The organism is Sporolactobacillus putidus, assembly GCF_014647035.1.
Classification (GTDB): domain Bacteria; phylum Bacillota; class Bacilli; order Bacillales; family Sporolactobacillaceae; genus Sporolactobacillus; species Sporolactobacillus putidus.
Window position 1 is genome coordinate 313,429 of sequence record NZ_BMOK01000003.1, and the last position, 12,275, is coordinate 325,703.

Annotated in this window: 8 protein-coding genes; 1 reads left to right on the forward strand and 7 read right to left on the reverse strand. The window is 48.2% G+C overall.

Annotation, left to right across the window (positions count from 1 at the left end):
- Positions 1-85: 85 nt before the first annotated feature.
- The 3 genes from IEX81_RS05625 to gnd form a co-directional block, all read right to left on the reverse strand.
- Positions 86-2,497, reverse strand: coding sequence for a bifunctional YncE family protein/alkaline phosphatase family protein (locus IEX81_RS05625; RefSeq protein ID WP_229727485.1), 2,412 nt, complete (start codon positions 2,495-2,497; stop codon positions 86-88).
- 216 nt (positions 2,498-2,713) lie between these two features.
- Positions 2,714-4,387, reverse strand: a complete 1,674-nt coding sequence (locus IEX81_RS05630; protein ID WP_229727486.1) for an L-lactate permease — start codon at positions 4,385-4,387, stop codon at positions 2,714-2,716.
- A 189-nt stretch (positions 4,388-4,576) separates the two neighbouring features.
- A complete protein-coding gene (gnd, locus tag IEX81_RS05635; protein ID WP_188802081.1) occupies positions 4,577-5,992 on the reverse strand; it encodes an NADP-dependent phosphogluconate dehydrogenase in 1,416 nt (471 codons plus the stop codon).
- Positions 5,993-6,331: 339 nt separating this feature from the next.
- On the opposite strand from gnd, the gene IEX81_RS05640 reads away from it, so the two are divergent.
- On the forward strand, positions 6,332-6,967 hold the full coding sequence (locus IEX81_RS05640; protein WP_373292334.1) for a spore coat protein: 636 nt from the start codon (positions 6,332-6,334) through the stop codon (positions 6,965-6,967).
- Between the two features lie 294 nt (positions 6,968-7,261).
- Here the strand turns inward: IEX81_RS05640 and IEX81_RS05645 are convergent, their stop codons facing one another.
- The 4 genes from IEX81_RS05645 to IEX81_RS05660 form a co-directional block, all read right to left on the reverse strand.
- The gene (locus IEX81_RS05645; RefSeq protein WP_188802082.1) at positions 7,262-9,184 is read right to left on the reverse strand and encodes an NAD(+) synthase; all 1,923 of its coding nucleotides are present in this window, start codon (positions 9,182-9,184) and stop codon (positions 7,262-7,264) included.
- A 281-nt stretch (positions 9,185-9,465) separates the two neighbouring features.
- A complete protein-coding gene (locus IEX81_RS05650; protein ID WP_229727487.1) occupies positions 9,466-10,284 on the reverse strand; it encodes a serine hydrolase in 819 nt (272 codons plus the stop codon).
- Between the two features lie 2 nt (positions 10,285-10,286).
- Positions 10,287-11,294 (reverse strand): ABC transporter ATP-binding protein, encoded by a 1,008-nt coding sequence (locus tag IEX81_RS05655; RefSeq protein ID WP_308424065.1) that lies wholly within the window; start codon positions 11,292-11,294, stop codon positions 10,287-10,289.
- Between the two features lie 5 nt (positions 11,295-11,299).
- Positions 11,300-12,199, reverse strand: a complete 900-nt coding sequence (locus tag IEX81_RS05660) for a C40 family peptidase (protein WP_188802085.1) — start codon at positions 12,197-12,199, stop codon at positions 11,300-11,302.
- Between the last annotated feature and the right edge of the window lie 76 nt (positions 12,200-12,275).

The following is a 12,275-nucleotide window of genomic DNA, read 5'->3' on the forward strand; positions in this document are numbered from 1 at the left end:
ATAGAGAGTATGAAGAAACGCCCCTGTCCGTTGCACAGGAGCGTTTTTCCACATTCGCGTATTTCTTTGCAGAATCGGCTTAATTTCACCGGTTTAAAGAAGGGTAAGGCTGATTTTTCTTGGCGGACTCCCAGAGCGCGTGGCTCAGTGTTTCCTCGTCTGCTGCATCCGGCCGCGAAAAGTCCAGTTTTGCGGAACTGCTGCTCATCGGGGCATTTTTTCCATTGGTGGCATTAAGCGGATAAGTCGGTTTCTCGGCAGTATAGGGCGAAAAATTCGGCTGATTTGTGAATGCGTTCAGCATGGGAATCGCTGAAGCATCATATTGCGTCATCGGTTTCAGCCCGAGGATCATCTCGATTGAGCGATACATGGACATCTGATCATAGAACGTGCTGTCCACCTGATGTGCCTGGGTATACGGACTGATTACGAGACCCTCCTCCCTGTGCGAATCCACATGATCGGCGCCGTTGCCCGAATCATCCTCGGTCACAAAAATGGCGGTATCCTTCCAGTTTTTCGAATGGCTGACGATTTCGACCAGCTTCCCGAGTGCGTAATCGTTCTGGGCAAGATAAGCCTGCGGTGTTGGACGTCCCGAACGCGTTCCTTCCGTGTGGTCATTTGGTAAATAAACCGTTTCAAACTGTGGAAGATTTCCTTTTTGTTCAAATTGGCTGTACTCTCTTGCCCACTCGTTTACCCGTTCAATATCGGAAGCATTAAATGACCATCCCGGATAGCGTGCATCTGTATATTGACCAAGACCCGGCACATTGGTCGAAGAAAGACCGGTACCGGCGTGAAAGTTGACGGATTCACCATAATTGCGGATCGACACTCCGGACCTCAAAGCGTTATCCCAAATATAGCCCTGACTGACTCGTGTCGCTTCTCCATAATGCCAGTCCCCGCCGTTTCTGCGGCCCGAGTAGTGCTGCATCCAACTTTTCTCTGTAAAATCGTTCGCTTCCGCCTGACTGACCCAGACATGTCCCTGTTCGCTGACTTCCGCATTTGAATAGTAATTGTCCAGAAGTACAAACTGATTGGCCAGCTTATGAAGATTGGGTGTGATCTTGCCTCCGAAAATCGCCAAGTTTGGGTCCCCGTTTCCTTTTTTGATATCGCCAAAGATTTGATCGTACGTCTGATTCTCCTTAATCACATAAATAACATGTTTAATCGGGGAACGTTCACCGGAAAAACGCGGAATCGGGGAGCCCTTTCCATTCGTCCGGCCAAATATCCGGTTGATCCAGCCTCCGGAGGCTGCCGCATAAAGTTGATTGTTGCCTTTAACCTGCCGGGTGTATGCTTCCAGCTGCACTTGATCGGGGGCATTGATAAAGGACAGGGTCCCCATCATCATATCGCCGATATTCTGCCTTGAGGATTCAGGGCCCGCACCGAGCCCCTTTGCGCTGAGAACCATAATCTGTTTATCGTCATCGGACAGGAACACGCCTGTCGGATACCAAGCAGTCGGGATAAGACCTTTTACGGTCCCCTTGCCGTAACGCCCTCTCAGATCAATGACAGCAATGTCATTATTTCCCGCATTCGCTACATAAAGCGTGTTTCCGTCGCGACTGAACGTCAGCGCGTCCGGAATGCTGCCTGCAGGGGCATCAACGTATGGGGCCAGTGAAATATTCTGAGTGACGTAAAGCTTGTTCCCATCGATAACCGAAATCTTGTCGCTGTCCGAGTCGGCAACGTATAGATTCCCGTCTCTAGGATTTAAAGCCAGCGCGTTCGGGTGCATGCCGACTGGAATGACTTTCGTCACCGCCATATCCCCTGTACGTAAAGCCGAAATGGAATGATCCTCCCAATTGCTGACATACAGCATTTTTCCGTCCGGACTAAGAAGGGTCATATAGGGGTATCTCCCAACCGGCACGGACGCGACTATTTTCCCGTTTGTCAAATCGAGACAGGAGACGGTGTTATCCAGATTGTTGGCCGTATACAGATATTTTCCATCCGGAGACAAGGAGATTCCCTGTGGATAGAAATTGGAGTGATTCGGATCACTCATGTTAACAGACTGCTGTTCAGACAAAATTCCCTGATTAAAATTAAAGACTCGGATTTTATTATTTCCGGCAGCTGAGGCGTATAGCTTCCGCCCATCCGGGCTGAACACAAGACCGAGATAAAGGGACTCCGGACTCTTGTAGGAAATAGTCTGGATCACTTTTTGACTGGGAAGGCCGACGACCTGGAGCGATTGGGTACCCCATCCGCTGGTCGATACGACAAGATACCGGCGGTCAGGACTTATGGCGCCGCCAATGGGGAACGGGTTCAGAGTCACTCCCTTCCCGGCAGGTGTCAGCGTCCAGCCGTGGGGCGTCACACCTGTTCCATCGGCTTGCGGACCGACGATCAACGACGAAGCGGCATTGACCGCCCCAATTCCAGCAAGCAAGGAACTTAGCGTGAAACCGGCTATGATCATAACAATTTTTTTCCTTTTGCGCTTCAAACTGTTCTTCCTCCCAGGCAGAGCCACCGGCATTGTCAATTGAATGACTTATACATCCTCAGTTGGCCCGGAAATGATCACTTTTTATCCCGCCAAGTTATGAATACAGTTTAACCGGATACCTATAAAAAAAACCCCCTCCAGGTAAGGATAGGGGCGATGGTTTTATCGTATTAAAATCGTATTTTGAAAAAAAATTCTTTATTCTAAAGAGCTTTATGGAATCATCCAGTGGAAAACGTAGGCTTGAAGCAAAGTTATAATCCCAATGATCGCAACAAGCAGCAGGCTGTGTTTAATTGTAAACATGAACAGGCTGCCTTCTTTGCCAACTTGGCCTGTCGCCGCCGTTGCGACGGCTATCGATTGCGGCGAAATCATTTTAGCAGCGACCCCACCGGTCGAGTTTGCCGCAATAAGCAATGTCGGATCGACGCCAATCTGATGGGCCGAAACTTTTTGCAGATTTGAAAAGAGCGCATTTGAGGAGGTATCCGAGCCGGTAAGAAAGACACCCAACCAACCTATGATTGGCGATACAAAAGGGAAAACAGATCCCGTTGACGCAAGGCCCAGACCGAGCGTCGCGCTCATTCCCGAGTAATTTTCAATATAGGCAAAACCAAGGACGGATACGACCATGATAAGCGGGAAAGTCAATTCTTTTAATGTATCCCCGAACGTTTGGATCCAAGTCTTCCAGCTGATGCCGATCAGAAATTTGCTGAGCACGCAGGCGAGCAGGATTGCGGTCCCTGTCGCAGCCAAAATATCAAACTTAAAGATCGCCGGATAAGGTGTTGCCAGACTGACGATGGGCTGGATTTTTTCGATAGCAAGATGAAGACCGGGTATCGGAATTAACATCGTCGCTTTCCCGAGAAGATCTTTTATATTGGCTGAGGCGCCCCAGAGACAAATAATAGCGACCAGTAAAATAAAAGGCGACCACGCTCTCGTGATTTGAAGGAGCGAATAGCGGTTTTGATTTTCAGAAAGTGCCGCTGCCTGCTCGGTAATGCCCGCTCCGGAAACCCTGCCGTTCCACTCTTTCTCACTCTTAAAACGAAAAACAGATTTTGGCTGCCAAAATCTCAAAAGAACCGCTAATGCAACCATGCTGACAAGCGCAGAAGTGACATCGGGAAGTTCCGGTCCGAGAAAATTAGATGTGAAAAACTGAGTCAGTGCGAAAGAAACGCCGCAAACAAGAATGGCTGGCAGCACTTCGATCGTTTTCTTCCAGCCTGCCATTATAAAAACAAGCCAGAACGGAACAAATATCGATAAAATCGGAACCTGACGGCCGACCATCTGACTTAGCGCATGAACGTCGATCCCTGAAACCTGGCCGGCAGTCAAGATCGGGATACCGACTCCGCCGAAGGCAACGGGTGCGGTATTCGCAATCAGGCATAGGCCGGCCGCGTAAAAAGGATTGAATCCCAGACCGGCTAAAAGCGCGCCGGCGATGGCCACGGGTGTTCCATAGCCTGCTGTTCCTTCAAGAAACGCGCCAAATGAAAAGGCAATCAGAAGAGCCTGCAGCCTCCTGTCTTCCGTAATGGAAGCAATAGAACTCTGGATAATATTGAATTTGCCGGAAACTACCGTCAATTTATAAAGAAAAACAGCGGTAATGATGATCCAGCCGATCGGCCAAAGACCTTGCAATCCCCCGAAAATTGTGGATTCAAGTGCAAGAGAAACCGGCATCCTATAGATGATAACCGCTTCCAGAACGGCAACAAGAACGGTCAGGAGCCCCGCTTTGTATCCCTTCATTTTTCTCACTGCCAGGCTCCAAAAGAAAAAAATGATCGGAACGCAGGCAACGACAAACGAAACAAGCATGTTTCCAAACGGATTGTAGTTTTGAATCCAATGCATAATAAACATCCCTCCCGGTAGAAAATAAAAATGAATTAAAGCGCTTTCACTATAAAATTTTACAGGGAACTGTTATATTTTGCAATTTTAGTGACGATTTTTTGAAAATACTGTGAACATAGGCAAATAATAAAAAAAATCCCGGCTGCTCTCTCAATGAGAACAACCGGAACTGCCTATCCAAACTTATTATTTTTCGAGCCACTCTGTGTGGAAAATGCCTTCCTCATCGACACGCTGATAGGTATGAGCACCAAAATAATCCCGCTGCGCCTGAATCAGGTTTGCCGGCAGCTGTGCGCGGCGATAGCTGTCATAGTAAGCAATCGCAGATGAGAATGCCGGAACCGGAATGCCGTCCGTCACGGCAATCGAGACAACTCTCCGCAGTGCGTGCTGATACTCATCGGCGATCTTGCGGAAATAAGGATCCAGCAGCAGATTCGTCAGTTCGCCATTTCTGCTGAAGGCATCGGTTATTTTCTGAAGAAATTGCGCGCGGATGATACAGCCGCCACGGAAAATACTTGCGATCTTGCCATATTGGAGATCCCATCCGTATTCAAGGGACGCAGCGCGCATTTGTGCAAATCCTTGAGCGTATGAAATAATTTTGCTTAAGTAGAGCGCCTGACGGACACTTTCAATGTATTTCTCTTTATCTCCGTCAAATGGATTCAGCTCGGGTCCCTTAAGCACTTCGCTTGCGTGCACACGCTCTTCTTTCATTGCCGAAATAAAACGCGCGAAAACCGACTCGGTAATCAGGGGCAGTGGCACACCGAGATCAAGCGCATTTTCGCTCGTCCATTTTCCCGTCCCTTTTTGACCTGCCGTATCCAAAATCACATCAACAAGCGGTTTACCGGTTTTTTCATCCGTTTTTGTAAAAATGTCTTTCGTAATATCGATCAGGTAACTATCAAGTTCGCCTTTGTTCCATTCGGAGAATACTTTGTGCAGTTCTCCGGCATCGAGATTAAGCACGTGTTTTAAAATAAAGTAGGCTTCGGAAATCAGCTGCATATCGCCGTATTCAATGCCGTTGTGCACCATTTTGACGTAATGGCCCGCGCCGTTTTCGCCAATATATGTACAGCATGGATCACCGTTCACTTTCGCTGAAATGGCCGTCAGAATCGGTTCAACGAGATCATAGGCTTCTTTCTGTCCGCCGGGCATAATAGCCGGTCCCTTGAGTGCGCCCTCTTCACCGCCGGAAACCCCGGTTCCGATAAAATGAATGCCGGCTTCGCTCAGCTCTTTATTACGGCGAATCGTATCTTTGAAAAAAGTGTTGCCGCCGTCGATCAATATATCGCCTTTCTTCAAAAGAGGCTTGAGCTGAGCAATTGTCGCATCAGTCGGAGCTCCCGCCTTAACCATCAACCATATTTTCTTTGGCGATTCCAGAGAATCCACGAGTTCCTGAAGACTGTACGCGGCAGTGATATTCTTCCCCTTTGCTTCATCTTCCATAAAATCTTCCGTGCGTTTCGCCGTCCGATTAAACACGGCTACGGAATAACCGCGGCTTTCAATGTTCAGCGCCAGATTCTTGCCCATAACCGCCAGTCCGATCAGTCCTATTTGCTGTTTTGACATTTTGTCACGTTCCTTTCTAAAGTAAAGCACAAGCCTGTTATTTTGGTTGTCCAGTCATTAGAAACACGTTTTTGCGCATGTCCTTATTCCATCCAATAATCACCAAACAATTTTAGTGTAAGCGATTCGATAGACCGAATGCAAGGAGAAGATTCAAATGATCACAAAAATAAAAGGTAATCGTCAGTGTCTCTTTTACTGGATCTTGTCATCAGAGAGTGCAATAAAATCTTTCACGAAATACGGACAAATTGTCCGTCAATGATGCATCATTCATTTTCCTTAATGCATACTAACGTATGTTAAAAATCTATTTACAACAATCAGGAGGCATTGTAAATGATGCAAGGCACACAAGTAAACCCGAATTTAAGCACAGGACAAGTACACGGCCAGATGAACCATGGCGGACACGAAGTTTTCGATGTTCATGAAGTATTGTCAGGAACCATCGGCACATTGAACTTATACATGCTGCTGCGCCAGCATGTAAAGGATCCGGAACTGCGGGATATGATGGATCGTCACTATCAGTTTATTCTTGATGAATACAACCTGACGTGTGAATGCTTTAAGACAGGGCAGAAACCATCGAAGCGGACAGAAAGCTATATGATGAAACAGGATAACCAGTTCACATACGGCCTGAAAGCTTCTCAGCCCAAAAAGCCCTGGCAATCCCCATCGGAAATTTCAGATGAATTCATTGCAGGTTCTCTGCTGGGCGCCGCAAAATCCGCCGCATCGATGAAAACCATAGCGGCGCTGGAATCGACGAATCCGGTTGTTCGCCGCGTGCTCGCAGCGTCCGTTCCAAACTGCATTGAAATGGCCTACGAGATTTCGCTTTACCAGAACAAACATCAGTATTATCAAGTGCCCCTGCTGGCTCAGCAGGATATGCAGCAAATGCTCAACATGTATGCACCCGCTCAAGGGCAGCCTCAATGGACACAAGCGGGGATGGTTCGTTAACACCGAACAGATTATGATGCGCCTGTAAAAAGCTTGTCAGGCCCGGCATAGTGAGAAGGCCGGCTGAGCCTTAGTTGCGGGGGCCAGGACGGCCTAATGCCGAACATGCCGCAGGACGCGGCGATCTGTTCGGTCGCTTACACTATAATCCTTAAAATTTTTATACTTTCCTATAGTGTAAAAAAGCCTGTTTCCTTTTGCTCAGCCTTGTCCAAATGGATAAGGCTGGGCTTTTTTCGGCTCAAAACCCAATTCCATTGAGGAAAACAGTAATTGCCGGCAGTTTTGCCCTTTTTACAGTTGATTCATCCAAAGATTGTAGCTCGCGTCCGAGGGCATCCGCCAGTCTCCGCGCGGCGACAGGCTGACCGTGCCCACTTTCGGGCCATCGGGAATCGCCGAGCGTTTGAATTGCTGAGTGAAAAAGCGTTTAATAAAAACCTTTAGCCATTTCCTGATGGCTTCTTCATCGTAGCTGTCCGCAAAGGCTGCTTTAGCAAGGAACAGGATCCGATCCGGGGCAAACTCGCTTCTGACAAAATAATAGAGGAAGAAATCATGAAGCTCATAAGGTCCGACAATGTCCTCGGTCTTCTGTGTGATCTGTCCCTCACTGCCTTTCGGGAGCAGTTCCGGAGTGACCGGTGTATCGAGAATGTCCATAAGAATCTTCGCAATCTCTGCTGTCGTCTCGTCATGGGCGACATAATCGACCAGATAGCGGACCAGCGTTTTCGGTACGGAACAGTTGACTGCATACATCGACATGTGATCGCCGTTATATGTGCTCCATCCGAGAGCGAGCTCAGACAGATCGCCTGTGCCGACCACAAGTCCGCCTTCTTTGTTGGCGATATCCATCAGAATCTGTGTGCGTTCACGAGCCTGAACATTTTCATAGGTTACATCGTGAACAGCGGGATCATGTCCGATATCCTTGAAATGCTGCAGGCAAGCGGCCACAATGTTAATCTCACGAAAATCGGTCTCCAGTTTTTTGCAAAGTTCAACAGCGTTATGATACGTCCTGTCCGTCGTGCCAAATCCCGGCAGAGTCACTGTGATGATATTCTTCCGGGGCAGTTTCAGTAAATCGAATGTTTTGACAGCGACAAGAAGAGCCAGGGTTGAATCCAGTCCGCCGGATATACCCAGCACCACCCGCTTAAGACCGGTATGTTCGATACGTTTAGCCAGGGCCGCTGTTTGAATATTAAATATTTCTTTACATCTCTGTTCTCTCTGTTTTTCATCTGTGGGAACAAACGGATGCTTTTCCACTTTCCGATCAAAACGGCCAAAATCCGTGTCATTGAATGAAAAAGGAATGTGACGCATCTTCCACGGGACGGCCGATACAGCCTCGCGGAAACTGATGTTTTTCAGTCTTTGTAGATTCAGCCGCTCAATATCAATGATCGACGTGATTACTTCGTCATCGCGCTGAAAACGAGCATTCGCCTGGAGCATATTACCATTCTCGGAAATGAGCAGTTCTCCTCCAAAGACGACATCCGTTGAAGATTCGTAAATTCCGGTTCCTGCGTAAATATAGGAAGACATGCACTTGGCGCTCTGAGAAACAACCAGCTGTTTTCGATAATCCGATTTGCTGACCACTTCGTTCGAGGCGGACAGATTGCCGATAATGTTGGCCCCTCCGAGGCTCAGATAACTGCTTGGCGGCACGACACTCCATAAGTCCTCGCAGATCTCCAGACCGAATTGAAACAGCCCGCTTCCGAACAGCAGATTGACTCCGAATGGGATGTCTTTCTGAAAGAACAAGTCCACCGTCTTATCAACGATGTCTCTTCCTGACGTAAACCAGCGGCGCTCATAATACTCCTCATAGTTCGGAATGTAGCTTTTCGGAACAATACCAAGAATCCTGCCATCAAAAATGAGATAGGCGCAGTTATAAACGGCGGTATGCAGATTAAGCGGGGCACCAACCGCGATCAGGGCATCTTTATTTAATGAATAAGCGCAAATTTCCTGCAGTCCCCGCTCAGCTTGATCAAGAAGCAGCTGCTGCAAAAAAAGATCGCCACACGTATAAGATGTCACGCAAAGTTCAGGAAATACAATGAACTTTGCCTTTTCCTGAATGGCCCGGTCGATACACGCCTTAATATGAAGCACGTTATAGTCGACATCAGCCACTTGCGTCACTGGACAGGCCGCCGCTACTCTAATGAAATGATTGGATAGCATGGTGAAACCTCCTGAAATAGCGATACAGAAAAATTTTTTTCGTATTTTCCTGCCTTTTATAAATGATCAAAGTGTGGATCCTTCACAAAAAATGCCTCCCGAGACTCAGAGAGGCTTGAACCCGTTTATTGAAGTGTCAGGCGCATAAACCGCCCTGGGAGCGTGACAATTGATTATGTTCATTCTAAAACGGGCAAATTTGTTTGTCAACGACAGGAAGCATTATCTGCAGCGATGATATTTTCGGCTGTCCGGCGATCTATTTTTGCGAATGGCGCCGTTTATAAAGAACTTGATGAATGATCGGATTCCGCGGCTTTAATCAAATAATCCGAGATGCTTTTCCCGATGTTCTGAATAACGGCCAGCGCCGTCTGCCTGTTTGCAAAATCACGGGTGAGAACAGCTATAGCAAGGTAATGACCGCGATATGAGAAAAAGGCAGCATCGTGGTCCATTTTTTCTATCTCCCCGGTTTTATTATAAACGGAAACCGGATTCGGCATTTCATCGAATAGCCCAGGCAATTTATAGCGGAACTGCTGACATAAAAACCATCTTTTTACCTCTTCCGGGTAAGGGGATTCGCCGGTAAAAATCCGCTGAATGCTTCGGCAGGCATCGCGAGCGCTGATTATATTCCTGAATCCGGCCGACTCCGCCGCCTCATCCATCAGCTTACGTCCAAGGATCGTTTCAGAGTATCCGTGATCGTGAATCCACTTCTGAATACGTTCAGATCCAAATGTGTCAATAATCAGATTGGTCGCCGTATTATCGGAGACACTGATCATCAATGCCAGAAGGTCGCGAACCGACCATTCGCGACCGCTTAATACCTGCAGGACGCCAGACCCTCCGACGATTTCACTGTTCCTGAGCGAGACCTTACGGTCAATAATCGATGGTTCTGAAGAAGCCTGATCGCAGACATACAACAGAATCGGCAGCTTGATCAAACTTGCCGACAGCATCGGAATGGATTCATTCAGCGAGAAATGGAAACCATCCGATCCCTCTGCCTTAATCCCAATATGGCTTCTGAACGGTGCGGAAAGAGCGTCAATCTTCTCCGACAGTTTTTCATTTAATTCCGACACACTCACTCGCCCCTATTTCTGTTATGTACTTTAGGACCTTCCGTCTTCGGCTGATGGAGATGGCACGCGGCAAAATGTCCCCGCTCCACTTCTTGAAACATGGGGGTTTCTTTTGCACAAATCTCCATTGCAAAAGGACAGCGCGTTCGAAACACACAGCCGCTCGGCGGATTGACCGGACTCGGAGGGTCTCCCTTCAGCAAAATTCTTTCTCGGGTTTCCTCAATATCCGGGTCTGGGATCGGAATAGCCGAAAGAAGCGCCTCTGTGTAAGGATGAAGCGGATGTTCATAAAGCACTTCGCTTGAGGTCAGCTCGATAAGGTGCCCGAGATACATCACACCGACTCTGTTGCTGATGTATTTAACCATCGACAGATCGTGCGCGATAAACATCATGGTCAGGCCTTTTTCTTCTTGAAGTTTTTTAAGCAGAACCACAACCTGCGCCTGGACAGAAACGTCGAGCGCAGAGATCGGTTCGTCGGCAATGATAAAATCCGGATCAAGTGCAAGCGCTCTGGCGATGCCGATACGCTGGCGCTGACCGCCGCTGAACTCGTGAGGATAACGGTTCAGGTAGGTCCTGCTGAGACCGACTTTCTCCAGCAGAACCTCAACTCTTTCCCTGCGCTCATACTGATTGTTATATGTCCGGTGAATATCCATCGGTTCAGCTATCAGATCCAGAACAGTCGAACGGGGATTCAGCGATGCATACGGGTCCTGGAAAATCATCTGCATTTTGCGGTGAAGCTGAAAACGCTGATCGCGATCCATCTGATCCACATTTTCTCCATCAAAAAAAATTTCACCATCCGTTTTTTCATAAAGACCCATGATCGTACGTCCGAGTGTCGACTTTCCGCATCCGGATTCACCGACAATACCCAACGTCTCTCCGGGACGGATTGCAAAACTGATATCATCGACTGCTTTCAGAGAACGATGACGATCGACTTCAAAATACTTTTTGACATGCTTGATTTCGAGAAGCGGATTTTCGGCCATATTCATCACTCCCTCCAATAGCGTCTGACCGCACAGAGTTCTCTTTCAAAAACAGTTCCGGCAAGCGCAGTAAGACTGACTTTTTTGCCCGGCGTCGGAGAATGGATCATCTGCCCGTCACCCGCGCAGATACCGACATGATGGACATAGCCTTTCCCTTCATCATAGGCGAAAAAGAGTAAATCACCTGGCTCCATCGATTGCGGATCGACTTCTTTGCCACTGGCCGACTGATCATCCGCATCCCGAGGAATCAGGTATCCCCCCGCCCGCAGCATTGAAAAGCTGAAACCTGAACAATCATAACCATAGGCACTCATGCCTGACCAGAGGTAAGGGAGCTCAATAAAGCGCTGCGCGTTTTTCACGATTTGATCACCTGAAGCAGGGCGCTGCCGGGATGGAAAAATAACGGCTTCGCGGCGAAGAAAGCCTTTTCCAATCGGACTGTCCACTTCGACCGCAGATTCATCCTCACCCAGAAACGGGAGGAACGTACCGAAGCTTAAGTCAAATAACGGATGTCCATCGCTTCGGATAAATGGAGTTGTCCTGCTTTCTACCATAACTCTTTCACGGTTATTGCCGAAAGCCCTGCCAGAGGCAAGCTGGCCGAGCGGCATCCAACCCGGATAACCGCGTGTATCTTTGGCCGATGCCTGTGAGGGGACAACAACTTTCGCCCATCCCCCCTGTATTTCGTCAATGAGGACTTCCTCTCCGAATAAGACCTGGGTCTGAAGCCTCTTCTCCTCACACAAGGCAATATTTTCTTCACGGGTCATCGCGGCCAGCCAGCCTAAAATGTCCGGTGTTTCAGACACCGCCTGGGCATCCACCGGCCGTACCGAAGCAGGATCCGTCCAGACAGTGGCTACAGGAACGGCCACTCTTCTCAAGTCCATATTATATTCTCCTCGTATTATTAATTTCGAAGTTAATCGTTTTCTCTATTCGGCTCGGGTACTGCGTGATATCCTC